This is a genomic window from Amycolatopsis sp. GA6-003, from assembly GCF_046267895.1.
Classification (GTDB): Bacteria; Actinomycetota; Actinomycetes; order Mycobacteriales; family Pseudonocardiaceae; genus Amycolatopsis.
In genome coordinates, this window is sequence record NZ_CP176499.1 from 4,607,826 (window position 1) to 4,631,571 (window position 23,746).

23 protein-coding genes, 3 tRNA genes and 1 pseudogene are annotated in these 23,746 nt (G+C 68.6%); 15 read left to right on the top strand and 12 right to left on the bottom strand.

Annotated elements, in window-relative coordinates:
- Complete coding sequence (locus F9C12_RS20485) at positions 1-909, top strand: SGNH/GDSL hydrolase family protein (protein ID WP_409466904.1); 909 nt, start codon at positions 1-3, stop codon at positions 907-909.
- Positions 910-1,036: 127 nt separating this feature from the next.
- Here F9C12_RS20485 and F9C12_RS20490 read toward each other — a convergent pair whose 3' ends face one another.
- The 6 genes from F9C12_RS20490 to F9C12_RS20515 form a co-directional block, all read right to left on the bottom strand.
- A complete protein-coding gene (locus F9C12_RS20490) occupies positions 1,037-1,435 on the bottom strand; it encodes a MaoC family dehydratase (RefSeq protein ID WP_409183519.1) in 399 nt (132 codons plus the stop codon).
- Positions 1,432-1,881 (bottom strand): MaoC family dehydratase N-terminal domain-containing protein, encoded by a 450-nt coding sequence (locus F9C12_RS20495; RefSeq protein WP_409183520.1) that lies wholly within the window; start codon positions 1,879-1,881, stop codon positions 1,432-1,434. Before F9C12_RS20495 ends, F9C12_RS20490 begins: the two co-directional genes overlap by 4 nt.
- A 122-nt stretch (positions 1,882-2,003) precedes the next feature.
- On the bottom strand, positions 2,004-2,168 hold the full coding sequence (rpmG, locus tag F9C12_RS20500) for a 50S ribosomal protein L33 (RefSeq protein ID WP_005152047.1): 165 nt from the start codon (positions 2,166-2,168) through the stop codon (positions 2,004-2,006).
- Positions 2,169-2,217: 49 nt separating this feature from the next.
- A tRNA-Met gene (locus F9C12_RS20505) sits at positions 2,218-2,290 on the bottom strand.
- A 169-nt stretch (positions 2,291-2,459) separates the two neighbouring features.
- A tRNA-Thr gene (locus tag F9C12_RS20510) sits at positions 2,460-2,532 on the bottom strand.
- Between the two features lie 80 nt (positions 2,533-2,612).
- Entirely contained in the window at positions 2,613-5,234 is a 2,622-nt protein-coding gene (locus tag F9C12_RS20515) for a putative bifunctional diguanylate cyclase/phosphodiesterase (protein WP_409183521.1), read from the bottom strand.
- 249 nt (positions 5,235-5,483) lie between these two features.
- Here F9C12_RS20515 and F9C12_RS20520 point away from each other — a divergent pair, with 249 nt between their 5' ends.
- The 4 genes from F9C12_RS20520 (at position 5,484) to lon (ending at position 10,621) form a co-directional block, all read left to right on the top strand.
- Entirely contained in the window at positions 5,484-6,425 is a 942-nt protein-coding gene (locus F9C12_RS20520; protein ID WP_409183522.1) for a GNAT family N-acetyltransferase, read from the top strand.
- A gap of 36 nt (positions 6,426-6,461) precedes the next feature.
- The gene (locus F9C12_RS20525; protein WP_409183523.1) at positions 6,462-7,310 is read left to right on the top strand and encodes an SAM-dependent methyltransferase; all 849 of its coding nucleotides are present in this window, start codon (positions 6,462-6,464) and stop codon (positions 7,308-7,310) included.
- Entirely contained in the window at positions 7,307-8,131 is an 825-nt protein-coding gene (locus F9C12_RS20530) for an SAM-dependent methyltransferase (RefSeq protein ID WP_409466905.1), read from the top strand. The genes F9C12_RS20525 and F9C12_RS20530 overlap by 4 nt, the downstream gene beginning before the upstream one ends.
- 87 nt (positions 8,132-8,218) lie before the next feature.
- Positions 8,219-10,621, top strand: coding sequence for an endopeptidase La (gene lon, locus F9C12_RS20535; RefSeq protein ID WP_409466906.1), 2,403 nt, complete (start codon positions 8,219-8,221; stop codon positions 10,619-10,621).
- Between the two features lie 112 nt (positions 10,622-10,733).
- Here lon and rfbA read toward each other — a convergent pair whose 3' ends face one another.
- Together rfbA and F9C12_RS20545 are read right to left on the bottom strand one after the other, a co-directional pair.
- Complete coding sequence (gene rfbA, locus F9C12_RS20540; RefSeq protein WP_409466907.1) at positions 10,734-11,615, bottom strand: glucose-1-phosphate thymidylyltransferase RfbA; 882 nt, start codon at positions 11,613-11,615, stop codon at positions 10,734-10,736.
- A 74-nt stretch (positions 11,616-11,689) separates the two neighbouring features.
- A complete protein-coding gene (locus tag F9C12_RS20545) occupies positions 11,690-12,838 on the bottom strand; it encodes an exo-alpha-sialidase (protein WP_409466908.1) in 1,149 nt (382 codons plus the stop codon).
- 199 nt (positions 12,839-13,037) lie between these two features.
- On the opposite strand from F9C12_RS20545, the gene F9C12_RS20550 reads away from it, so the two are divergent.
- Positions 13,038-13,730: a hypothetical protein gene (locus F9C12_RS20550; RefSeq protein WP_409466909.1), complete on the top strand. Its 693-nt coding sequence runs from the start codon at positions 13,038-13,040 to the stop codon at positions 13,728-13,730.
- Between the two features lie 39 nt (positions 13,731-13,769).
- On the opposite strand, the gene F9C12_RS20555 is transcribed toward F9C12_RS20550, so the two are convergent.
- Positions 13,770-14,261 carry a YajQ family cyclic di-GMP-binding protein gene (locus F9C12_RS20555; protein ID WP_409183529.1) on the bottom strand — a complete coding sequence of 164 codons (492 nt, stop codon included), beginning with the start codon at positions 14,259-14,261 and terminating at the stop codon, positions 13,770-13,772.
- 118 nt (positions 14,262-14,379) lie between these two features.
- On the opposite strand from F9C12_RS20555, the gene F9C12_RS20560 reads away from it, so the two are divergent.
- A tRNA-Tyr gene (locus F9C12_RS20560) sits at positions 14,380-14,461 on the top strand.
- A 157-nt stretch (positions 14,462-14,618) separates the two neighbouring features.
- Here F9C12_RS20560 and F9C12_RS20565 read toward each other — a convergent pair.
- Together F9C12_RS20565 and F9C12_RS20570 are read right to left on the bottom strand one after the other, a co-directional pair.
- A complete protein-coding gene (locus F9C12_RS20565; protein WP_409466910.1) occupies positions 14,619-14,762 on the bottom strand; it encodes a hypothetical protein in 144 nt (47 codons plus the stop codon).
- 733 nt (positions 14,763-15,495) lie between these two features.
- A pseudogene (locus F9C12_RS20570) lies at positions 15,496-15,715 on the bottom strand (integrase); the annotation flags it as partial.
- Positions 15,716-16,113: 398 nt separating this feature from the next.
- On the opposite strand from F9C12_RS20570, the gene F9C12_RS20575 reads away from it, so the two are divergent.
- From F9C12_RS20575 to F9C12_RS20605, 7 genes are all read left to right on the top strand, one after another.
- Entirely contained in the window at positions 16,114-16,803 is a 690-nt protein-coding gene (locus F9C12_RS20575) for a hypothetical protein (RefSeq protein ID WP_409466911.1), read from the top strand.
- 339 nt (positions 16,804-17,142) lie between these two features.
- Entirely contained in the window at positions 17,143-17,601 is a 459-nt protein-coding gene (locus F9C12_RS20580) for a hypothetical protein (RefSeq protein WP_409466912.1), read from the top strand.
- Positions 17,598-18,221 carry a DUF3558 domain-containing protein gene (locus F9C12_RS20585; RefSeq protein WP_409466913.1) on the top strand — a complete coding sequence of 208 codons (624 nt, stop codon included), beginning with the start codon at positions 17,598-17,600 and terminating at the stop codon, positions 18,219-18,221. The genes F9C12_RS20580 and F9C12_RS20585 overlap by 4 nt, the downstream gene beginning before the upstream one ends.
- A complete protein-coding gene (locus tag F9C12_RS20590) occupies positions 18,221-19,618 on the top strand; it encodes a hypothetical protein (protein ID WP_409466914.1) in 1,398 nt (465 codons plus the stop codon). The genes F9C12_RS20585 and F9C12_RS20590 overlap by 1 nt, the downstream gene beginning before the upstream one ends.
- 9 nt (positions 19,619-19,627) lie before the next feature.
- Positions 19,628-20,380, top strand: coding sequence for an ESX secretion-associated protein EspG (locus F9C12_RS20595; protein ID WP_409466915.1), 753 nt, complete (start codon positions 19,628-19,630; stop codon positions 20,378-20,380).
- 47 nt (positions 20,381-20,427) lie between these two features.
- A complete protein-coding gene (locus tag F9C12_RS20600) occupies positions 20,428-20,916 on the top strand; it encodes a VOC family protein (RefSeq protein WP_409466916.1) in 489 nt (162 codons plus the stop codon).
- 17 nt (positions 20,917-20,933) lie between these two features.
- Positions 20,934-21,728, top strand: a complete 795-nt coding sequence (locus tag F9C12_RS20605; protein WP_409466917.1) for a MerR family transcriptional regulator — start codon at positions 20,934-20,936, stop codon at positions 21,726-21,728.
- 21 nt (positions 21,729-21,749) lie between these two features.
- Here F9C12_RS20605 and htpX read toward each other — a convergent pair whose 3' ends face one another.
- On the bottom strand, positions 21,750-22,598 hold the full coding sequence (gene htpX / locus F9C12_RS20610) for a zinc metalloprotease HtpX (RefSeq protein WP_409466918.1): 849 nt from the start codon (positions 22,596-22,598) through the stop codon (positions 21,750-21,752).
- 147 nt (positions 22,599-22,745) lie between these two features.
- On the opposite strand from htpX, the gene F9C12_RS20615 reads away from it, so the two are divergent.
- A complete protein-coding gene (locus tag F9C12_RS20615; RefSeq protein ID WP_409466919.1) occupies positions 22,746-23,708 on the top strand; it encodes a YncE family protein in 963 nt (320 codons plus the stop codon).
- The last annotated feature ends 38 nt before the right edge of the window (positions 23,709-23,746 follow it).

Here is a 23,746-nt window from a genome sequence, read left to right on the forward strand (position 1 = left end):
GTGGGGGCAAACAAAAGCGGTGGATGCGGGTTGCTCGTCCTCGTGGTCGTGGGGGCGCTGCTGGCCGTCGGCTACTACAAGTCGAAGCACGACTCGTCGATCGCCCCGCCCTCGGGCGCGGACACCGGCGGCGGCAGCGGCCGGTACGTCGCGCTCGGCGACTCGTACACGTCGGCTCCGCGCACCGGGAAGCAGGCGGGCTCGCCGGCCGGCTGCGCGCGGTCGGACAACAACTATCCGCACCTGGTGTCGGCGAAGCTGAAGCCGGCGAAGTTCGTGGACGTCAGCTGCAGCGGCGCGACAACCGACGACCTGACCGACTCGCAGTCGACGCGCAACGGCTCGAATCCGCCGCAGTTCGACTCGGTCACCGCAGACACGACGCTCGTCACCTTGGGCATCGGCGGCAACGATGTGGGATTCATCGCACTGGCGCAGACCTGTGTGACCGCCCACCAGAACGCCTCGCCGTGCAAGGACCGGCTCACCGCGGGCGGCAAGGACGAACTGGCCGACCGGATCAGCGCGACCGCGAAGAAGGTCGGCACCGCGCTCGAGCAGATCCACAAGAAGGCCCCGAAGGCGCGGGTCGTGGTCGTCGGCTATCCGACGGTCCTCCCGGACGGCGACGGCTGCTGGCCGGTTCTGCCGCTGGGCTCCGGCGACGTGGCGTATCTGCGGGACGCGCTCGGCAAGCTCAACGATGCCCTGTCCGATCAGGCCAAATCGCACGACGCCGGGTTCGCGGACACCGCGGAGCCGAGCAAGGGCCACGACGTCTGCGCGAATTCGGACGTCAAGTGGGTCGAGGGAGTCGTCCCGACGTCCTCGGCCGCGGCCCTGCACCCGAACGCGCGGGGCGAGGCCGGGATGGCTGGCGTGGTGGAGTCGGTGCTCGGGGTGCACTGAGGCGGCCCGGCGGGTGCCGCGCGGAGATTCTCGCCCTGCTTCCGAAGGACGCGCGGGCCGAGGTCCGTGAGGGCCACCGTGAGGGAATCTGATTCCCTCACGGTGGCCCTCACGGACTTTTGCCGGGTCAGGGGCGGACGAGAGCCTGCGGTTTGCCCAGCACGGTCTTGCCCTCGAACTTCACGGTCAGGTCGATCCGCGCGAGCCCCTCGTCGGTCAGGGCGCCGACCTTGCCGGTCACCTCGACCAGCGCGCCCTCGTCGTTGTCCGGGACCACGACGGGGCGGGTGAAGCGCGTGCTGAAGTCCACGAGGCGGGCCGGGTCGCCGAGCCAGTCGGTGACGATGCGGCCGGACACGGCCATCGTGAGCATGCCGTGCGCGATCACGTCCGGGAGGCCGACCTTGGTCGCGAAGTTCTCGTTCCAGTGGATCGGGTTGAAATCGAGCGAGGCGCCGGCGTAGCGGACCAGCTGCGCGCGGGTGATGCGGACCTCCAGCGGAGGCAGTTCGTCGCCGACGTTCACGCTTCCGCCCCCCGAACCACGAGCTGCGCCCGCGTCGTGCACACGAGTTTGCCGTCCGCGTCGGTGATTTCCGCGCGGAGGTTGATGAAGTCGTTGCCCGCCCTCGCCATGATCGACTCGATCGTGGCCGAGATTTCCAGCTCGTCGCCGGCGTGCACCGGGCGTTCGTAGCGGAAGCCCTGGTCGCCGTGGACCATCCGGGAGTAGTCGAGCCCGAGCGCGGGGTCGGACACGATGCCGTTGATCTTCGGCAGGTTCAGGATGGTGAGGAAGGTGGGCGGCGCGAGCACGTCCGGGTGGCCGGCCGCGCGGGCCGCCTCCGGGTCCCGGTACACCGGGTTCGGGTCCTCGATCGCGTCGGCGAACTCGCGGATCTTCTCCCGGCTCACGAAGTACTTGCTGTCCGACGGGTACTCCCGCCCGGTGAACGACTGGTCCAAAGGCACGCGAAGAGGCTAACCGAACCCGGGCGCGCCCCCGCGCGGGTGCCAGAACTGGCCAGTAGACAGCGAAAAGCCGCCCCGGCGAGTGCCGGGACGGCTTGTCGAAGCTGGTAAGACCGCCTGCGTCAGCGGGTCTCTTTGTGAGTCCGGTGCGTACCGCAGTTCGGGCAGAACTTCTTCATCTCCAGGCGATCCGGGTTGTTGCGCCGGTTCTTCTTGGTGATGTAGTTGCGGTGCTTGCACTCCTCGCACGCCAGCGTGATCTTGGGTCGCACGTCGGTGGCAGCCACAGCGTTTCCTTCTCTCTCAGATCCGGGGGCCAGCCCCGTCGTTACCGCGTAGCGGTGGCCGGACTTGAACCGGCGACACAGCGATTATGAGCCGCTTGCTCTGCCAACTGAGCTACACCGCCCTACGTGACACCCACCCCACCTGACCCAACCCGCCAAGCCAAGGTGACCCAGCCGGGGGGTCCAGGGGGGCAAGCCCCCCTGGCGGGGGTCTGGGGGTTCGACCCCCAGATGGACGCCGCGAAGCGAGCCAGGCCCGCGCTTTCCGCGGACATAGCTCGCCTACTCGCGAGCCCCTTTACGGAATCGAACCGTAGACCTTCTCCTTACCATGGAGACGCTCTGCCGACTGAGCTAAAGGGGCCTTGCCTCTCGCGAGGACTTGGAAAGATTAGCAACCCGTCCGGAGTACCCGTGCAACCGGGGTCGGTTAACCGCAAAACCTCAGGTCAGCAGGGTCAGCACGGTCTCGGAATGCCGTCCCGGCGAACGTGCCGTGCGGGCCTGCAGCCACGCCTCCAGCCGGTCCTCCGGCAGCGGCCGCGAGATCAGGTAGCCCTGGGCCACGTCACATCCCATCGCCTCGAGCTGATCGCGCGCCACGTCCTCCTCGACGCCTTCCGCGACCACCGTCAGGCCCAGCGAGTGGCCGAGTTCGACGATCGACCGCACCACCGCGAGGTCGCCGAGATCGGTTCCCATGCCGAGCACGAAGCTCTTGTCGATCTTGACCTGGTCCACCGGCAGCTGGCGCAGGTACGCGAGCGACGAATAGCCGGTGCCGAAGTCGTCCACCGCGAGCACGATGCCCAGCGAATGCAGTTCGCGCAGGATCGGCAGCGCCTTCTGCGGGTCGGACATCACGCCGGACTCGGTCAGTTCGAACGTCAGCAGTTCCGGCGGCACGTCGAAGCGTTCCAGTTCGCGCTGGACCTTCGCCGGGAAGTCGTCGTCGGAGAGGTTCCGCACCGAGAGGTTGACCGCCGCGGAGATCCGCAGGCCCTCGTCGAGCCACTTGCGCACGCGCTTCAGCGATTGTTCCAGCACGAACGACGTCAGCACGCCGATCAGGCCGGCCGCCTCGATCGCGGGCACGAATTCGTCCGGGCCGAGCCTGCCGAATTCCGGGTGCACCCAGCGCACGAGCGCCTCGACGCCTTGCACCTGCCGGTTCGGCAGCGTCACCTTCGGCTGGTAGTGCACGGACACGTGACCGTCTTCCAGCGACTGCCGGAACTGCGTGACCATCTGGAACCGGCGCAGGAAGATCTGTCCCATGCTCGGCACGTAGCCGCGGACTTCCTCGCCGCCGCGGGTGGCGCGGACGGCGACGTCGGCGCGCTGCAGCAGGCCGTCGACGTCGACCTCGCCGGCGTCGTCCGCGGAGCTGGCGTAGCCGATCATCGCGTTGGCTTCGACGGAAAGCCGGTCCACCGGATACGGCTCGGACAGCTGCACGCGAAGCCGTTCGGCGGCGCGATGGGCGTCTTCGATCGAGCAGTCCACGAGCAGCGCGGCGAAGGACGCGCCTTCGAGCCGGGCGAGCGGGACGTCCGGGCCGAGCGCGCCGCGGATGCGCGTGCCCGCGGCGATGACCATCCGGTCCGCCCAGGAGTAGCCGAGCGCGTCGCTGACCGTGGAGAAGACGTCGAGGTCGATCCGCAGCACCACGACCTCCGCCGATTCGCGCAGCGGATCCCGCGAGACCTGCTGGAATCCCGGCCGGTTCAGGTGCCCGGTGAGCGGGTCGTGGTAGGCGTCGTGGCGGAGCGTGGCGAGCAGCCGCCGGTTGTCGAGCGACGTCGCGAGGTGGCTGGCCATCGTGCCGAGCAGCTGGACGTCGTACTTGCCGAAACCGCGCCAGCGCGAGAGCCGGTCGTGCGCTTCGACGACGCCGAGCAGCTGGTTCGCGCTGCGCAGCGGCACCACGAGCGCTTCCTGCGCACTGCGTTCCAGCAGCGCCGCGCGGACGTCCGGGTTGGCCTCGGTGATCCGGAAGTGCCGGACGTGCGCGCCGGGAAGGCGCAGCAGCGGGTCGTCGTGGGCCGGGTCGGCGGGCGGCAGTTCGTTGCCCGCGACCACGACGCGCATCGGGTCGTCGGCCTCCAGGCGCAGCCGCAGCACGACGCGTCCGGCGGCCAGCTGGTCCTTGATCCGCTCGGCGATCGTGGCCCATTCGCGCACGTCGACCCCGCCGACCAGTTCCTCGCCGCGGCTCGCCGGCCGAGCGGCGGCCTGCTGGCCGGACCGGGCGACCATCAGGCTGACGTCGGACAGCGCTTCCATGTCCCGCTGTTCGCGGAGCAGGTCGGAATACGCCCAGTACAGCGCGGTCAGTCCGAGGAACACCGCCAGCACCAGCGGCCAGGCCTGCGGGGTGCTCGCGATGACGAGGTAGCCGGTGAGGCCGACCGAAGCGTTGACGAAGCCGACCACGAGGATGCGGCCGGTCAGCCGGATCGCGGTGCTCACGCGCATCCGGCGGCGCAGCACGCGCACGGCGGCCAGCGCGAGCAGCGTGCTGACCAGCGGCGCGGTGAGCGTTCCGGCGAGCGCGGCGACCCACGGCATGGTCGGCCCGCCGCCCATGGCCAGGTGCACGAGCCCGGCGACGGCGAACGCGCCGGTGATTTCGAGCAGGAACGCGCCCGCGTTGTAGAGGACCCGGCCGGCGACCTTGCGGGCCAGCAGCGTGCCGATGCCCGCCACGAGATGCGCGGCGAGCACCACTTCGAACGGGGCGACGAAGAAACCGATTACCAGCGGGATCTCGGTGAACGAGATGGTCCACGAAATGCCGCTGCGGACGTCGACGTTGATGCCGAGCTGTTCGGCGAGCAGGAACGCGACGGCGAGCACCGGGCCGATCCACCAGAGCTTGGCCGAACCGTGGAACGGCAGCCAGGTGCCGACGGCGAGGGCCGCGAGCAGGCCGAGGCCCAGCACGAAGAAGGTGTAAACGCGAAAGCGGCTCTCGTCCGTGCGGCCTTCGGCCGGTGCGGAGCCAGCACCTCCCGAGCCCATCGCCTCCGGCGCGGCACCGGGATGGGCGTTGCTGTCCGGCATCCGACCTTCCTTCCCGGCTGCCCGGTCGCGCTCGTCCGTGACGTCAGGTGTGGGCGAGGGCGCCACCTTACCCCGTAGGGCGTACCGGCGTCCCTTTCGAGACAGTAGGAGATCACCCCAGGGTTAACAATGGGCGTTCTTCTCTGACCTGCGTGGACCAAGGAGTGAAACTCCCGGTTCACCCCGGAACCCCCGGGCCGGCGAGTGTTCTGGGGCTCTTTTCCGGCCGGACCGGCGGACAATGGCGGCATGCACAACGACGTGACAGCCACCGGCCATGCGGCGCGCATCGCCACGGTGGACGCGCTGCTTCCCGCGCCGCTCCCCTTCGAGGTCGGAGGGGATTCCGCCCTGCTTTCCGCCGAGGTCGGCGACACCACCGCGGCGGGACTGAGCACCTGCACCGGACTCGGCCCGGACAGCCCGCGCTCGATGTGGCGGGCGCTGGTCGAGCACCGGCTGGAGGTTCAGCTCGCCGGTCCCGATCCGGCCGCCGGACTCGACGCCCTGCTCACTCGATGGGATGAACACCTGCGGTCCCTCGCCCGAGTGGGGGATACGGAGTGCGCCGCGGTGCTCTCCCGGCCCAGCCGCGACACCGCCGGGGCCACCGAACTTCTCCGGCACGGCTTCGCCCCGGTCGGCGTGCTCGCCGTCCGCCCGGCGCAGCGGCTGGCCGCCGGACCCGACGCGACGCCGGGCGTCTGCATCCGGCACGCGACTCCGGACGACCTCTCCACCGCGGTCGCCCTGCAGCTCGAACTGCAGCGGTACGACGCGCAGTTCGGCCGGGTCACGCTCCGTCCCGGCGTAGAGGAGCTGATCGCCAAGGAGCTGCTGCGCCACCTCGAACGGCCGGAGCCGCAGGTGTGGATCGCGGAGCTGTACGGCCGGCCGCTCGGCATGGTCGTGCTGCAGATGCCCGACGAGACCGGCTGGATCCGGCACCGGGTCGCCGCCTCCCGGGTGGGTTACCTGTCGTCGCTGGCGGTTTCCGAGGCGGCCCGCTCGTCCGGTGTCGGCACCGCGCTGGCCGCGCACGCGCACCAGGTCTTCGACGAGGCTGGCGCGGATGTCGTGCTGCTGCACCACGCCGTGGCCAACCCGCGGTCGACGCCGTTCTGGTACGCGCAGGGCTACCGGCCGCTGTGGACCGGCTGGCAACGCCGGCCCGCCGTGCGTTCTCGCTAGTCTGGCGGTTGCCAGGCCGTTCCGAGGGGAGTCCCAGTGACCGAAAAGCCCGACGCCGCACCGAAAGCGCCGGAAGGCGTCGACGTCGAGAAACCCTCGGCCGCGCGGGTGTACGACTGGTACCTGGGCGGCAAGCAGAACTGGGCGGTGGACCGCGAGTTCGGCCGCAAGATCGAAAAGATGTGGTCGCTCGCCCGGCCCGGCGCGAAGCAGAACCGCGAGTTCATGAACCGGGTCGTGCGGGCCGCGCTGGACGCGGGCATCCGCCAGTTCCTCGACCTGGGCTCCGGCGTGCCGACCGCGGGCAACGTGCACGAGGTGGTCGAGGCCGCGCTCGGCGACGACGACCAGGCCACCGTGGTGTACGTCGACTACGAGCCGGTGGCCGTGGCGCACGCGACGCTGATCCTCGAGGACGAGGCGGCCACCGACTGGGCCGGGATCGTGCAGGCCGACCTGCGCGACCCCCGGGCGGTGCTGGACCACCCGCGCACCCGCGAGCTGATCGATTTCAGCCAGCCGGTGTGCGTGATGCTGATGGCGGTGCTGCACTTCGTCGGCCCGGACGACGATCCGGACGCCATCGTGCGCGCCTACCGCGACAAGCTCGTGTCCGGCAGCTGGCTGGCGATCTCGCAGATGAGCGAGGGCGACGGCAGCGGTCCGGCGCTGGAGGGGCTGCGCTGGTTCGTCGAGCAGTACCGCAAGACGAGCAACCCGATGTGGCTGCGCGACCGCGAAGAAATCGAACCGTTCTTCGGCGGCTGGCCGTTGCTGGAGCCGGGGATCACGCATCTGCCGGACTGGCGGCCGGAGCGCGAGCTGAACGCCGTCGAGGCGGAGGCCCGCCCGTTCGCCTGGTGCGCAGTGGCGCGCAAGCCATGACCGCGCCGGACGCGCCGCAGGGCGTGGACGTCGACAAGCCGTCCGCCGCGCGGATTTACGACTGGTACCTCGGCGGCACCCAGAACTGGGCGGTGGACCGGGAATTCGGCCGCCGCGTCGAGAAGGTGTGGCCGCTGATCCGGCCGATGTCACGGGAGAACCGGGCGTTCATGAACCGGGTCGTGCGGGCCGCGCTCGACGCCGGGATCCGGCAGTTCGTCGACCTCGGGTCGGGCGTGCCGACGGCGGGCAACGTGCACGAGATCGTCCGTGACCACCTGCCCGCGAGGGTCGTGTACGTCGACTACGAACCGGTCGCGGCGGCGCATTCCCGGGTGATCCTGGAAGACGAGAACGCGACCGAATGGGCCGGGATCGTGGAGCGCGACATCCGCGATCCGGAAGCGATCTTCGCCGACGAGGTCACCCAGGAGCTGATCGACTGGTCGCAGCCGGTCTGCCTGCTGATGATCACCGTGCTGCACTTCCTCGGCCCCGGCGACCGGCCGGACGAACTGGTCGCCGCCTATCGCGACCAGCTCGCGTCCGGCTCGTGGCTGGCCGTCACGCACGCCACCTGCCGGGACGACGCGCCGCCGGACCGGGCCGCCGAGGTGCGCCGGTTCGTGGACGCGTACAAGGACACGTCGAACCCGGCGTACCTGCGCTCGGACGACGAGATCCGGCCGTGGTTCGGCGGCTGGCCGCTGCTGGAGCCGGGGATGAGCGCGCTGCCGGACTGGCGGCCGGACGAGCCGGTTTCGGAGCTCGCCGCGGAGGTCCGGCCGTTCGCCTGGGGGGCCGTCGCGGTCAAGCCCTGACTTCTCTCCCAGCGAACACTCCCTGGGAAACAAACCCACCCCTCGGAGAGTTGAGCACCTTAGACTCAACTTATTCGAGGAGTGCACATGTCCGACCCCCGCCTCCTGCCCGTCCTCCCGCTCGATGACGACGTCGTGCTGCCGGGCATGGTGGTCCCGCTCGACCTCGGCGACGCAGAGACCCGGGCCGCAGTGGAGTCCGCACAAGCCAAAACCCCCGCGACCGCGTCGTTCCCCGGGATCCGGTCGGGCGCGGCGAGCAAGGCCGAAGTCCTGATCGTGCCGCGCGTGCACGGCGAGTACGCCGAACTGGGCACCGTCGCGACCGTCGAACGGATCGGCCGCGTCCCCGGCGGCAAGTCCGCCGTGCTGCTGCGCGGCACCGCGCGCGCCGTCGTCGGCCGGATCGCCGACGGCCCCGGCGCGGCCCGCTGGGTGCACGCCGACGCCGCCGAAGAGACTTCCGACGACCGCACCGCGCAGCTCGCCGCGGAGTACAAGGCCGTGGTCATCTCGGTGCTGCAGCAACGCGGCGGCTGGCAGATGATCGACGCCGTCCAGCAGGTCGAGAAGCCGTCCGCGATCGCCGACCTGGCCGGCAACGCGCCGTACCTGTCCACGGACCAGAAGCTGGAGCTGCTGAGCGCGCTCGACGTCAGCGTCCGGCTGGAGAAGGCCCTCGAGTGGAGCCGGGAGTACCTGGCCGAGCTGGAGGTCACCGAGACCATCCGCAAGGACGTCGCGGACGGGATGGAGAAGCAGCAGAAGGAATTCCTGCTGCGCCGCCAGCTCGAAGCGATCCGCAAGGAGCTGGGCGAACTCGACGGCACCGCGGCCGACGACGACTACCGCGCCCGCGTGGAAGCCGCCGACCTGCCGGACGCCGTCCGCAAGGCCGCGCTGGCCGAGGTCGACAAGCTGGAGCGGACGTCCGAGCAGTCGCCGGAGGGCGGCTGGATCCGGACCTGGCTCGACACGGTGCTGGAGCTGCCGTGGAATGAGCGGACCGAGGACGTCTACGACATCGCCGCCGCACGAGCCGTGCTCGACGCGGACCACGCCGGTCTCGACGACGTCAAGGAACGGATCATCGAGTACCTGGCCGTGCGCAAGCGGCGCGCGGAATCGGGCCTCGGCCCGGTCGGCGGCCGGCGTTCCGGTGCGGTGCTCGCGCTCGCCGGTCCTCCCGGGGTCGGCAAGACGTCGCTCGGCGAATCGGTCGCGAAGGCGATGGGACGCAAGTTCGTGCGGGTCGCACTGGGCGGCATCCGGGACGAGGCGGAGATCCGCGGCCACCGGCGCACGTACGTCGGCGCGCTGCCCGGCCGGATCGTGCGGGCCATCAAGGAAGCCGGCTCGATGAACCCGGTGGTGCTGCTCGACGAGATCGACAAGGTCGGTGCCGACTACCGCGGCGACCCGACGGCCGCGCTGCTCGAAGTGCTTGACCCGGAACAAAACCACACGTTCCGCGACCACTACCTCGAGGTGGAACTGGATCTGTCCGATGTGGTCTTCCTGGCGACGGCCAACGCGCTGGAGACCATCCCCGGCCCGCTGCTGGACCGGATGGAACTGGTGACGCTGGACGGCTACACCGAGCACGAGAAGGTCACCATCGCGCGGGATCACCTGCTCCCCCGCGAACTCGAACGGGCCGGTCTGGCGTCGGGAGACGTCGTGCTGACCGACGACGCGTTCAGCCGGATCGCCGCGGAGTACACCCGCGAGGCCGGAGTGCGCGACGCGAACCGGACGATCGCGAAGGTGCTGCGGAAGATCGCGACGAAGGTGGCCTTGGGTTCGGTCTCGCTGCCGCTGACGGTGTCCGCTTCGGACCTGGAAACCTACCTCGGCCGCCCGCGGCACGTACCGGAATCGTCACTGCCGACGGCGACTCAGCGGACGTCTTTGCCAGGCGTGGCAACGGGTTTGGCAGTCACCGGCGCTGGCGGCGACGTGCTGTACATCGAGGCGTCGCTGGCCGATCCGGAAAGCGGGGCTTCGGGCCTGCAGCTGACCGGGCAGCTGGGTGACGTGATGAAGGAGTCGGTGCAGATCGCGCTGTCGTACCTGCGCTCGCACGGCGCAGAACTGGAACTGCCGGTGGGAGACCTGCGAGAGCGGGGAATCCACGTGCACGTCCCGGCGGGCGCGGTGCCGAAGGACGGTCCGTCCGCGGGCATCACGATGACGACCGCACTGGCGTCGCTGCTCTCGGGCCGGGTGGTCCGGGCGGATGTGGCGATGACCGGTGAGGTGTCGCTGACCGGCCGGGTGCTGCCGATCGGCGGGGTCAAGCAGAAACTGCTGGCCGCACACCGGGCGGGGATGAAGACGGTGATCATCCCGCAGCGAAACGAGCCGGATCTGGACGACGTGCCGGCGGAGGTGTTGTCGCAGCTGGACGTGCACGCGGTGGCCAACGTGCGGGAGGTGCTGGAGCTGGCTTTGACGCCGGCTTCTTCGGAGGTTCCGCAGGCGGCTTGATCCGTGGTTGAGGCAGGGCCTCGTCCTCCCCTGGGTTGGGAGGGGCGGGGCCTTTGCCGTTGTTCCGCGGTTTTTGTCGGTGGTGCGCGATACCGTGCCCCTGCCGAAAGAATCAGCTCTGCGCCCCGGCGAGGGTGGCCACGTTCATCACATACTCCCCATACCCCGACTTGGCCAGCTTGGCGCCCAGCGCATAGCACTCGTCCGGACTGATGAAGCCCATCTTCAGCGCCACCTCCTCCAGACAAGCGATCCGCACCCCGGTCCGGTGTTCCAGCACCTGCACGAACTGGCCCGCCTCCAGCAGCGAATCGTGCGTGCCGGTGTCGAGCCAGGCGAAGCCGCGGCTCAGTTCGATCAGCTTGGCGCGGTCGCGGCGCAGGTAGGAGAGGTTGACGTCGGTGATCTCCAGCTCGCCGCGCGCGGAGGGCTTCAGGTTGCGGGAGATGTCGACGACCTCGTTGTCGTAGAAATACAGCCCGGTGATCGCGTTGTTCGAGCGCGGTTTCTCGGGCTTTTCCTCAATGGACAGCAGGTTGCCGTTCTCGTCGATCTCGCCGACGCCGTACCGCTCCGGGTCTTTCACCTGGTAACCGAACAGGACGCAGCCGTCGAGGTCGGTCGCGGCGGTGCGCAGGGTCGTGGAGAAGCCCTGGCCGTAGAAGATGTTGTCGCCTAGGACCAGCGCGACCGAATCGTCGCCGACGAAGTCCGCGCCGATCACGAACGCCTCGGCCAGGCCGTTCGGGCTCGGCTGTTCCGCGAACGAGAAGGACAGCCCGAACTGGCTGCCGTCGCCGAGCAGGCGGCGGAAGTTCGGCAGGTCGGCCGGCGTCGAGATGACCAGGATCTCCCGGATCCCGGCCAGCATCAGCACCGAGATCGGGTAGTAGATCATCGGTTTGTCGTAGACCGGCAGCAGCTGCTTCGACACGGCCTGCGTGATCGGATGCAGACGGGTTCCGCTGCCCCCGGCGAGCACGATGCCCTTCACAGCCCCTCCTCACGTGCGGTGGTGGTGTTCACCGTACCGAGTGAGCTCGGAGGCCGGCTGGGGCTTCCCTCAACTCAGAACGCCGGGCCCTTGCCGAAAAAGGCCTGGCAGCCGTGCGCGTACTCGGTGGCGATCTCCAGCACGTTCTTCCCGTCGTCGACCGGCAGCACAGTGGACGAATAGTTGGGGCAGTAGTTGTTGTAGATGCCGGTGATGCGGACCGGCGCGGGGAGTTCGTACCAGTTCCCGGCTCCGAAATTGTCGTTGGCCAGCAGCGTCTGCCCGTTTCCGGAGACCGGGGTGCCGTCGGCGGTCGTGTAGATCTGGCCGACCATCACGAGCCGCACGCCGTTCGGCCCGCCGGGGAACAGCGTGGTGGTCTGGGCGTGCTGGAAGTAGTTGCCGCTCGCGGTGTTCACGCGGGTGCCGGGGTCGGCCGGGTCGCCCCAGTTCGCGCCGTCGGCGGAGATTTTGTAATACGGATCGCAGTAGCGGTCGCGGTAGTTGCAGATCTCGTAGCCGAACCAGTACCGGCCGTCGGGCAGCCTGCGGATGATCGGCATCCCCGGCCGCACCCGGGACGGCCCGATGGCCATCGTGAGCTGCTTGGTGCCCCAGGTGATCCCGTCGGTCGAGGCGACGCGGTTGAGCACCTGGCCGTACTTCGGGGCCTGCGTCTCGTCGGCGTAGTGCAGCCAGAGCGTGCCTCCGGCGTCCACAGTGAACTCCGGCTCCCAGATGCCGTCGTGGTTGTGCGAGAGCGCGGCCTCGGACAGGTACCGCCAGTTGCGGCCGCCGTCGCGGCTGGCCCAGACCTTGATCCCCATCCGGCGCTGCGGGCCGGAGTCCTGCCGGTAGGTCGCCGCCCAGAGCAGCGTGCCCGCGCGCATCCGGCCGACCCGCTGCGGCAGTTCGTAGAGGGTTCCGCAGCATTGGCCGAACCTGGCGTCGGGGTCGCGGATCTCGCTGATCTGATGGAAGCTCGCGCCCTCGTCGGTGCTCTCGAGGATCGGCGCGAACCGGCCGTTGCCGTCCTCGCTGGTCAGCGACGCGATGATGTGCCCGCGACCGAACGGCGAGTGCTCCAGCCGGATCAGCCGCGGGTACGAGCCGAAGCCCGGCACGAGCAGCTTCTTCTCGGCGGCTTGCGCGACGGGCGCGAGCGCGGTCACGAGGACCGCCAGCGAGGTGAGGAAGGCAAGCACGGGAGTCCAGCGGCGCATCCAGAAACTCCTCTCACGACCGGACGGGCGATTACACCACGTGTTCGGCTCGCGACCTGCGATCTTCCCTGGTCACCCGCGTGATTCCACTCCTTCGAGGGGAACGCTGGGCTGTTCAGGGCCACCCGCCGCGTAACGACCGGGCGGAGCGTGACGAAAGATCATCGGGAGGCCCCGCCGGGGCACGGTAGGGGGAATCATGCGCCGCACTCGCCTGGCCGCCGTCTGCGCGGCGGTGGCGCTCACCGCGTCGTGCTCGCTGCAGCCGACCGGCATCGGCGCGATCGTGCGCCCGCGGCCCGCCGCACCCAGCCACGCGCCCGCCCCCGTGCTCCCGCCACCGGAACTGGACGAGCCGCGGTTCGCCGAGGCCCCCACCGAAACCCATCAGGGCAAGGGCAACGCGACAGTGCCGCTGACCTGGCCTTCCGGAGTCGCGGGCTTCCTGAAGTTCGACTGCCCGAAGTGCGACGGGCACCTCGCCGTGAAGACGGACGGGACCGAAAGCCTGCTGGTCAACGCCAGTGATCCCTACCACGGGACGGCCTGGTTCAACGTCTCGCTCGGCGGCAAGTGGGTGCACAAACTGGACATCACCGCGGACGCCGCCTGGACCGCGACGATCACCGACTACCGCGGCCTGCCGAGCGTCGAGCCGGGCAAACCGCACAGCGCCCACGGAGACGCGGTGCTGGCGATCCCGCCGGGCATGACGCGCGGGAAGTTCACGACGAACTCGCGAGGCCACACCGGGGTCTGGACCTTGTGCGACGGACGGCTCGACCTGGTGGTGAACCAGCTCATTCCGTACGACGGGGAGTTTCCGCTGCACGGACAGGCTTTTGTCGCGGTGGAGGCTTACGACGGGGATTGGACCTTCACGGCCTCGTAAGGCGCTGCGGACGCCTCGGGCATCCGCAGCGCCGGCGGGTCACCGGTAGTTGGTGAACTGCAGAGCGATCTCGAAGTCCTTGCCCTTCAGCAGGGAGATCACCTCCTGCAGCTGGTCCTTCTTCTTGCCCGACACCCGAAGCTGGTCGCCCTGGATCTGGGCCTGCACGCCCTTCGGGCCCTCGTCGCGGATGAACTTCGCGATCTGCTTCGCCTTGTCCGACGCGATGCCCTGCAGGATCTTGCCGTTGATCTTGTAGATCTTGCCGGAGATCGCGGGCTCGCCTGCTTCGAAGGCCTTCAGCGAGATGTTCCGCTTGATCAGCTTCTCCTTGAAGACCTCCACCGCCGCGAGGGCGCGCTCTTCGGTCTCCGACTCGATCGCGATGGCTTCCTCGCCGGACCAGCTGATGCCGGTTCCGGTGCCGCGGAAGTCGAACCGCGTGCCCAGTTCCTTGCTGGCCTGGTTGAGCGCGTTGTCCACCTCCTGGCGGTCGACCTTGCTCACCACGTCGAAAGAGGGATCCGCCACGTGTCCTCACACCTTGTCTCAGCTCGTCAGGGACCCCCAGCGTAGCGCCGGGGGATCCCGGTTGACCGGCCGTCCGGACCGTTGGGTATCCTTCTTCCCGGCCGGTTCGCCCGGCCATGGCAGGTTACCCAAGCGGCCAAAGGGATCTGACTGTAAATCAGACGGCTCAGCCTTCGGGGGTTCGAATCCCTCACCTGCCACACCAGCCCAATCACCCCCGTGACCAGCACGAACCGGTCACGGGGGTGGTTTTGTGTTGTGCGGTTGTGTGCAGGCATGTGCAGCCGTTTCCGGCTGTCCGCCCCACATGCGCCCCACAGTTTGGTCGCAGCCAAAAATCGGCCGCCACATCAGCGGTCAGGGCTTATCTACCTCACCGGCGGTGCGCACGTCCTGCACCTGAGCAGGGGCGATCCGAACCGAGTTCGCTCCGACTTCGATCGTCACGCCGAAGGTGCCGACGCTAGCCAGCCCGACGAAGATCACGGTGGCCGCGAGCACAACGGCCCTTCGCGTCCGGCGTGAACTGCTAATGACCCAGTTCGCGAACCGGAGCCCCGGTTGTCCCCGCTCAGGCATCCCAGCGCGCCGGGCGGAAACCTCCGCAGTGCGAGGGCAGCGATTCACGCGCTGAGACTGCCGCCTAACGTCCCGTGGTGACTCATCACCGCGGCGGCCTGGTTTCGCGCCTTCGGGGGGTCGTATCGTCATGGTGTGCGCTCCGGTTCTGTGAGAAGGGCTCGGAAGCACTTCGCCGACTCGTCAGTCGGCAACGGGGTTCGAGGTCGCCACCGCGAAGCCCGTCGGGCGGCCCTTTGCTAGGGGGCCGCCCGTTCTTCGCTTCCCTGCCACCAACGGTATGCCGGGATCACAGCGGTCGTCAGGCTTCCACAGCGACCGAGCGACGAATGCTTCGTCCCGACCCGCAAGCGGGTCGGCGAGTTCAGCCCAGGTGGTCAGGCGCTAATCCGCGCTGGTCAGGGGCATTTTTCGCGGATCCTGTCCGATGGGGATCCGGAACATGCGCCTCAGGGGGGCACTTTTCAGCACGGGGCCGGGGCCGAGAACCTGCAGCACACAAAGCCCCAGGTCAAACGAATCACGGCGAGCTGGGTTCCCTCTGAGAGATTCATCTTTTCAGCAAAGTTCGCCACCACAATCGCCGAGCGGGCGAGCGGTCGGTGCCGCTCTCTCCCGCCCTCTAATGCAGCTGCTACAGCAAGCGCTGCCAGTCTCAGCCTCCACCGAGCGCCTTCTCAATACGGTCCCGCGCGGCTTGCTCGCCGCCGTCCAGGCACTTCGCGTAGACCCGCAGCAGCACCGAAAGGCTGTGCCCCGCCCACTTCGCCACGCGCGTCGGCTCCACCCCCTCCATTGAGCCACGTGAACACTGCGGCGTGGCGGAGGTCATACGGCCGCTTTGCGAGCGGCCCTGCGGCCACCTCAGCGATGAAGGTGCGGATGAAGCCGCACCCCCCTACCCCTTCCGCGCCGCGCTGATTAGCACCGAATGGAGCCCATGTGAAACCCTATTCGTTGGCGACTCGCTTTCCGATATGGAAGTCGCCCACATGGTCGGCGCACCCGTAGTCGGATTCGCCAACAAGCCAGGGAAGAGCGAACTACCCTGCACCGCCGGCGCGTCGATCGTTATTGAGCGCATGACAGACCTAGCCGAGGCACTCATGGGTGCCGCCTGCCAATCGACCTCACACCCCAAACTCCCGTTAAACCAGACGCACCCTAGCGCTTCGCGCATTAGAACGACCACTTAGCCGACCTCTTGCATCCAAGCGACGCCTGCGCAACGATGAGCCAAGCCATCTCAAGCCAGGGAGGAGCACGAGGGCCAATGATCCCACGACACAACGGTGATTTCAGCGCAACAATCCCGGATGAAGCTTCTTTTTGGACTCCAACAGACGATGATGTAACAGAAGAAGGAATTGGATTCTTTCGTGGGACATGGCTGATTTACGAAATAGGGGAGGCCGAAGCGGAAGCCTTACTTAGCGAGGACATGAAACTCGTGAAATTGGTTGATTCGGTCGCCCAAACACCAGAAGAATACGACCGTATATGCTCGATCATTGAAAACGAGAGCGGAGACTCCGAAATCCTAGAGTCACTGAAGACTACCGGACGATATAACCTCATCGAAGATCACATTCCACACGAGGATGACCCAAGCCCCCTAGACGGGTTAGAAATAGGCGTAGCTGGCGTCGTTTATGCACTGAGCGCCGCAGGATTTCTTACTGCGGCAAGCTGTCGGGGACACACAAGCAGCAATTCCTGGTCTACAGGACCTGTCGTATTCGCCGCGACAGACCGACGTCATGCCGAGCTGCTCGCGCCGATCGCGGCACGCTCAGGTTGCGGATTCGCTTGGGACTCAAGCCGCGAGGACCTTCTGGCGATCGAAGCACCCTCAGTCTCCGAGATGTTGTCCCTGGCGAACGCAGTGCTGATGGAAGTCCGGTCGTTCGGACCGCCCGTGTACCAGATGGGTGACGAGTCGCGTGACATGTACGGGCTCTAAGTCCGCGCCTTCACAGCCGGCTGCGCCGGCCCGCCATTCCCGACCCCTTCGACTGACCTCACATTCGCCCAACAAGTTACCCGATGGACGGTAAAATAGCTGGTCAAAGCACATCTTCCCGTCAGCTTGTAAATCAGACCGCTCAGCCTTCGGGGGTTCGAATCCCTCACCTGCCACACCAGCCGAAACGCCCCCTCCGATCTGGACTTGAGGGGGCGTTTTTCGTATGCGCACAGCACCGCAACGCATGACCGGCGTCCTTCTCCGGCAAGGTACCTACCCGAGCGTGATCAGTCCGCTACGGTAGCTGTGGGACAGACGTCATCGGAGGGGTAAGCGGTGTCTCAACCTGCACCAAAGCCGGGATGGCTCGACGGCCTGGGCTTCAACATCGGGGACGCATTCGGCGCGGGGGACGCAGCCGGCGCGGCGATGAGCGGTGGCTCGCCGGGCGGCCAGGGGTTCACCATGAGCCGCGACGACGCGATGGCCATGCTGAAGATCGCCAAGTCCGTCCGCAACGACTTCCGCGAGATGCGCAACGACGCGAACGAGCTGACCCGGCTCACGGCACCGGCCGACGAGCCGAGCAGCAACGGCTACAACAAGCTCCTGGTCAACGACGGCGATCCGAAGGGCGCGTTCGTCACTGGCAGGGACCAGGTGGACCGGGAGTTCGCTTACGCCGACGAGCTGGTGAAACGCCTGGAGAAGACACTAGGGATCACCGAAGCATCGGACGAGCAGGCTTCGGCCGACGTCAAGAACGCGAGCAAACAAAGTGGGGGGTTCGCGTGACGACGCGCCGGATGCTCACGACAGTCCTGGGTGCGGTTGCGGTCGTGTCGGTGGCCGCCGGATGTTCCGGAGGCCCGGTGCCTGCCCCGCCGGCGTCGTCGTCCGCTGCCGCTGGCCTTCCGCACAGCGGGGCACCGAAGGTCGAGCACCCGTTGCCCGCATCTGTGCTGTCCGGCCAGCCCTGCGAGCAGGCCCTCACTCCCGACCAGCTCAACCAGATCTTCGGCACGGTGCCCCAGGGCAAACCGGGCATCCTCGCCGGAGTCGGTCCCAAGTGCGAGTGGAGCAATCTGGACTCCGGTGCCGGATTGGGAATCTATTACGCGACGCTGACCCATCAAGGGCTCAGCGGGCTGTACCAGAACACGAAACCGCAGGCCAAAGTCTGGCGGGAGCTGCCGCCCATTCAAGGATTTCCGGCTGTCGCGAATTCGACTTTCGGCTCCGGCACTCAGAATGGTTTCTGCCAGGTGAGCGTGGGCATCACGGACGAACTGACCGTTGACGCGTCGCTGACCCCCAGCGATGCCAAGAGGGCCAGCGGGGCTGATCCGTGTGAGCTGTCGGCCCGAGTAGCCGACCTCGTGGTCACCAACCTGAAGCGCAAGGCAGGTGCGTGATGGGGTTTTTCGAGGTCCTCGGCGACGCGGCGAAAGCCGTGGGCGGGGCGATCGAGGACGCCGCCGACTGGGTTGGCGACCGGGCCACTGACGTGGGGAACTGGTTCGGCGATCTCTACCACGGGAATCTCGGCGATCAAGCCATTCCGGCGCCGGAGCTGGTGGCGAAGATTCTGGCCAGCCAGGGGGCGCAGAGCTGGCATCAGGGTGCCGGGCAGGCGGCCGACCTCGCGGCCAAGCATGCCGAAACCGGGGCTCGGGTGCAGCAGTTGAGCGCGGGGCTCGAGTCGGCTTGGACTGGGGGCGGGGCCGATGCCGCGCAGTCTCGGATCAAGCCCTTCGCGGAGGTGACTACCGCGGCCGCGGCGACGTATACCGGGAATGGGCAGAATTTGACCGATCTCGCGCACGGGTTCGACTCCCTGAAGCAGAGTTTGCAGCCGATTCCGGGGGCTCCGCCGCACAAGAACCTCTGGGACGAGGCGACCTGGTGGAACACCGACACCGAGGACCAGATCAACCAGTACAACAAGGTGGTCAAGGACAACCTCGACCGGTACCACGGCTACACCCAGCACGCCCAGACCAGCGGCCAAGGGCTCAAGACCGACTACGGCCAGCTGAGCGGGTTCGACGGCGACGTGACCCTCTCCCAGCCCGGCACGGACACGGCCAGCACCCGCGACACGGCCGGTGCCCCCGAGCAAAGCGGCCCTGGCTCCCGGTACCAGGCCGGGACCGCGAGCGACGGCGGGCCGTCGGCGGCGTTCGGGCCCGGGCACACCGGCGGCGGTGCTCCGGTGCCTGGTTCGAGTGGCCACCTTTACCCGGCAGCGAGTCATCCGGCCGCTTACCCACCGGCGGGGCATCAGGCCGGGGTCGGAACCGGAAGAGGTGACGGTACGACGGTCTCGGGATGGACGCCTCCGGAGTACAGCCGCACCGGCGGACCGGGCTCGGGCTGGGTTCCCTCGTCCTCGATCCCCGGCGGTGGCGGGAACAACAGCGGGAACAGCGGCGGGAACTCGTGGTCCCCGGGGCTGGTCGGCGGGTTCGGTCCGACTGGTGGCGGGGCTTCGGAGCCTGGGGTGGGAGGCAGCGGCCGCGGAGGAAACGTCGCGGGGCGGCTGGGTGCCGGGGCGGGCGTCGGGGCTGGCGAGAACGCGCCGGGAGTCGGCACCGGAGCGCGGGGTCCGGCGGGAGCGCGCGGCGGCTCGGGCATGGGCGGCATGGGTGCGGTCGGCGGCGGCAAGGGCAAGGGCGAGGAGGACAAGGAACACCAGCGCAAGTACGGGCTGGAGGACGACTCCGCGTTCGACCTCACCGACGACGAGGACGGCCGGTTGCGCGACCCGCGCACCGGGCTTCCTCCCACGCCCCCGACGATCGGCGGCTGAGGCGCGCCGATGACGATCCTCGACCGGCCGGTGCGCATCCCGCGACCGGCGTTCTTCGTCGCGTGGAACCACGCCGGAGGGGGCCCGCTGCCGCCCGTGGTCGACCCGGACGACACCTATACGACCGCGGATTTCTCCTGGGAACTGGAACAGCGCACGATGTCCCGGTTCGAGGGGCTGCGGCTGGCGACTCCCGACGGACGGCTGACCCAGCAGTTCCGGGCCACCCTGGAACTGCTCGCAGCACCCGAGAAGGAGCTGTACTCGTGGACCGCGTTCCCCGCCCGCCCCGAGGACAACGGTGCGGTGTTCGTCGGCTCAGCCGGCCGGGACGCCGTCCGGTTGATCACCGATCACCGGTCGGTCCAGCTCGACCCGATCGCGCCGCGGGAACTGGTGGCGAGCCTGGTCGGCACCCTGCCGGACTACGCGCCCGCCAGAATCGGCCGGCTGCGGGTGCCCGTCGCCTACCTCGACGGCCGCGACCCCGATCCGCTCTCGGAAACGTCCGAACACGCGGACCGGATGCGCCACCTGTCCCGCGCCGAACGCGCCGCGGTGCACAAGCTCTACGCCGCCGTCCGGCGCAACGGCGACCGCGTCCGCAGCACGCCGCTCACGGTGTACGACCTCGCCCGAACCGGCCGTGTGCTGGCCTTCACCAGCACTGCGGCCAACGGAGACCAGGAAGCCACCATGGGGCCGGGCGACCGCGCCAACCTCGTCGACGCCCTTGACCGCACGCTCAGCGGACTCGCCTGACCATCGGACTTGACCCTCCTGCGACAGGAGGCTGCACGCTCGTCGGCATGAACGAATTTCGCAGCCCGGTTCCGACTCCCTCCTACGACGCGGTTTCCCCGGGCAACTACCTCGGCTTCTACGGGATGCCGATGTTCCCCATCGTGCCCACCGCCGACCTCGACGTTTCCACGGACTTCTGGCTTCGCGGGCTCGGCTTCGACAACCTGTTCACCCTTCCCGGCGAGATCGTGCACCTTCGCCGGTGGGCGTTTCAGGACGTGCTGCTCCGGCCGGGCACTCCGGCCGGTCCGAGCGAGGTGCGCATCAGTTTCTCCTGCGTGCTCAGCGAACTCGACGAGATCGCCAAGCGGTGTGAGGAGATCACGCCGGGGTGCACCAGCGGACCGGAGTTGATGCCGTGGAACTCGCGCGAGCTGACGGTCGTCACGCCGGAGGGCACGAACGTCGTGATGACCGCGGCGGTGCCGATCGATCCGGACGGCCCCGTCGCGGAGCGGATGCGCGCCGTGGGGATCGACGTTCCGCGGCCGTGACCTGCGACACTGGGGTCGTGCCTGAGCAAGACGGCCTCACTGTCGGACGCACGGCGACGCTGGTCGGCGTGAGCGTCAAAACCCTGCATCACTGGGACGCGGTCGGCCTGGTGCGCCCGAGCGGGCGCACCAGGTCCGGCTACCGCGTGTACTCCGCCGAGGACATCGCGCGGCTGCATCGCGTGCTCGTGTACCGCGAACTGGGCTTCCCCCTGTCGGAGATCGGCCGGCTGCTGGACGACCCGGCAGTGGACGCGCACACGCACCTGACCCGGCAGCGGCGCGAACTGCGCGACCGGATCGCGCGGCTCGAGCACATGGTGTCCGCAGTGGACCGGATGGCAGCGGCGACCCGGGGCGGGATGCAGCTGACCGCTGAGGAGCAGGTCGCAATCTTCGGTGCCGATTGGAATCCGGAGTGGGTCGACGAGGCCGCGGAGCAGTGGGGCGACACCAAGCAGTGGGCGGAATACCGCGAGCGGACCACTGACCTGACCCCGCAAGATTGGCGAGAGGCCGCGGCCGAACACGAAACTCTCCACGCCGACCTCGCTGCCGCGCGAAAGGCTGGCGTCGAGCCGGGTTCAGCCGAGGCGAACGCTCTCGCCGAGCGCCATCGCGCGACGTTGTCGAAGTACTTCGACTGCTCCCATTCGATGCAGGTGTGCATCGCCCGGAAGTTCGTGGAAGAGCCCGGGTACACCGAGTACTACAACGCGCTTGCGCCCGGCTTGGCCACCTGGCTGCGAGATGCGATCTTCGCCAATGCGGCCGCGCACGGAGTTGACCCGGACACCGCGGTGTGGGAGTGACGGGACCTTCGCGGCCCGGCCTCAGACCCCCCGAGCCATCTCCTCGAGCCGCCGGATCCGATCCTCGATAGGCGGATGCGTGGAGAACATCCGGCTCAGCCCCGCCCCCGGCCGGAACGGATTCGCGATCATCAAATGCGACTGCGACACCACCGCCGGCTCCGGCACCAGCGGAGCGGCCCGGGTCCCCCGCTCCAGCTTCCGCAACGCCGAGGCCAACGCCAGCGGATCCCCGGTCAGCTCAGCCCCCGAAGCATCCGCCTGATACTCCCGCGACCGGCTCACCGCCATCTTCACCACCCCGGCCGCGATCGGCCCGATCAAGACCAGCAGCAGCGACATGAACGGGTTGCCCTCGCGGTCGTTCCCGCCGAAGAAGAACGCGATATTCGCCAGCACGCTGACCACGCTCGCCAGCGCACCGGCAACGCACGAAATGAGAATGTCCCGGTTGTACACGTGGGACAGCTCGTGCCCGAGCACCGCACGCAGCTCGCGCTCGTCGAGCAGCTCCAGGATCCCGGTGGTGCAGCACACCGCCGCGTGCTGCGGGTTGCGTCCGGTCGCGAAGGCGTTCGGCGCCGCGGTCGGGCTCACGTACAGCGACGGCATCGGCTGCCGCGCGGACGTCGCCAGCTCCCGCACGATCCGGTACATCGCCGGCTGCTCGACCTCCGACACCGGCCGCGCGTGCATCGCGCGCAGGGCCATTTTCTCGGAGTTGAAGTAGGCGTAGGCGTTCATCCCGAGCGCCACGACCAGGCCGATGAGCAGGGCTGTTCGGCCGAACAGCCCGCTGATCCCGATGATGATCGCCGAGAGCAGACCGAGCAGCATCGCCGTCTTCAGCCCGTTGTGATGCTTGTGCACGCGCGCTCGCCTCCGTCCGCTCTGGCAGGTGCCGCGAGGTGGGTTACTCACTGGAAACAACGCGATCGGGGGACGCGAAGTTCCTTCGCCCGATCCTTGTCCGAGTTAGGGTCGGCGAGCAAGCCAACCGACCGGGGCAGGTGAGCGATGCGCGGTTCCCAGTTCTCCCGGCGAGGGCTGTTCGGCCTGGTCAGCGCGGGTGCGGCGGCCCTGGTTGGCGGTAGCGCGGCGGCGGCCGAGCGGGTCACCAGCGTGCAGGTCGGCGGGACGCTTTCGGCGCTCGCGGTGAGTCCGGTCACCGGGCTGGTCTACGCGGCCGACCAGGCCTCCGGCGCGGTTCTGGTCCTCGATCCGGACGCGGGACGGGTCGTGTCCGCGCTGGCGGTGGGCGGGGAGCCGAGCGACGTGGCGGTGGACACCGACCGGATCTACGTCGCCAACCCGCCCGGCGGCACGGTGCTCGCCTTCGACAGTCAGACGCACCGGTTGCTGAGCGTGGTCAGCGCGGGGGCGGGCGCGTCGGCGCTCGCGTCCGATCCGCAGGCCAACCTCGTGTACGCGGTGAGCGGCGAGACCGGCACGTTCGCGGTGCTCGACAGCATTAGTCTCACCCTGCGGGACCTGCTGCCCGCGCCGAAGCCAGGCCTAGCCGGAATCGCGCTCGACCGCGGCCGGCGGCGCGCCTACTGCACCAGCCCGACCACGAAATCGGTCGAGATCTGCGACCTCGATTCGGGAACGTTCACCGCGAGCGTTCCGGTGGGCGCCGCTCCGACCGGAATCGGCGTCCACGAACGAAGCGGCCTGGTGTTCGTGGCGAATTCGGCGATCCACCATCTGTCTATTGTGGACGGATCGGCGCGGGCTCAGGTCAATACCGTGCTGCTGCGGAGCGAGGCGTCGTCGCTCGCGGTCCATCAGGGCAGCGAGGTCGTGTACACCAACGGCGGGCAAAATGGACTGTCGCGGGTGGACGGTCGAACGGAAGCCCTGACCGGCGAGCTGAGCCTGGGGGTGAATCCGGGCGACGTCGCGGTGGATCAGCGCACGCGCACGGTGTACGTGACCGATCCGCTGCACGGCACTATCAACATCGTGCGCGATTTCTGACCGCTCGCATGAAGTTACTCCAGGTATACGGTGTCGGG

What these genes read in the sequence shown, in the direction of transcription:
- F9C12_RS20575 (WP_409466911.1), top strand. Translation starts at nt 16,114, where the DNA reads ATGATCCCACGACACAACGGTGATTTCAGCGCAACAATCCCGGATGAA.
- F9C12_RS20530 (WP_409466905.1), top strand. Translation starts at nt 7,307, where the DNA reads ATGACCGCGCCGGACGCGCCGCAGGGCGTGGACGTCGACAAGCCGTCC.
- F9C12_RS20520 (WP_409183522.1), top strand. Translation starts at nt 5,484, where the DNA reads ATGCACAACGACGTGACAGCCACCGGCCATGCGGCGCGCATCGCCACG.
- F9C12_RS20615 (WP_409466919.1), top strand. Translation starts at nt 22,746, where the DNA reads ATGCGCGGTTCCCAGTTCTCCCGGCGAGGGCTGTTCGGCCTGGTCAGC.
- F9C12_RS20515 (WP_409183521.1), bottom strand. Translation starts at nt 5,234, where the DNA reads ATGCCGGACAGCAACGCCCATCCCGGTGCCGCGCCGGAGGCGATGGGC.
- F9C12_RS20590 (WP_409466914.1), top strand. Translation starts at nt 18,221, where the DNA reads ATGGGGTTTTTCGAGGTCCTCGGCGACGCGGCGAAAGCCGTGGGCGGG.
- F9C12_RS20595 (WP_409466915.1), top strand. Translation starts at nt 19,628, where the DNA reads ATGACGATCCTCGACCGGCCGGTGCGCATCCCGCGACCGGCGTTCTTC.
- lon (WP_409466906.1), top strand. Translation starts at nt 8,219, where the DNA reads ATGTCCGACCCCCGCCTCCTGCCCGTCCTCCCGCTCGATGACGACGTC.
- F9C12_RS20545 (WP_409466908.1), bottom strand. Translation starts at nt 12,838, where the DNA reads ATGCGCCGCTGGACTCCCGTGCTTGCCTTCCTCACCTCGCTGGCGGTC.
- F9C12_RS20550 (WP_409466909.1), top strand. Translation starts at nt 13,038, where the DNA reads ATGCGCCGCACTCGCCTGGCCGCCGTCTGCGCGGCGGTGGCGCTCACC.
- F9C12_RS20600 (WP_409466916.1), top strand. Translation starts at nt 20,428, where the DNA reads ATGAACGAATTTCGCAGCCCGGTTCCGACTCCCTCCTACGACGCGGTT.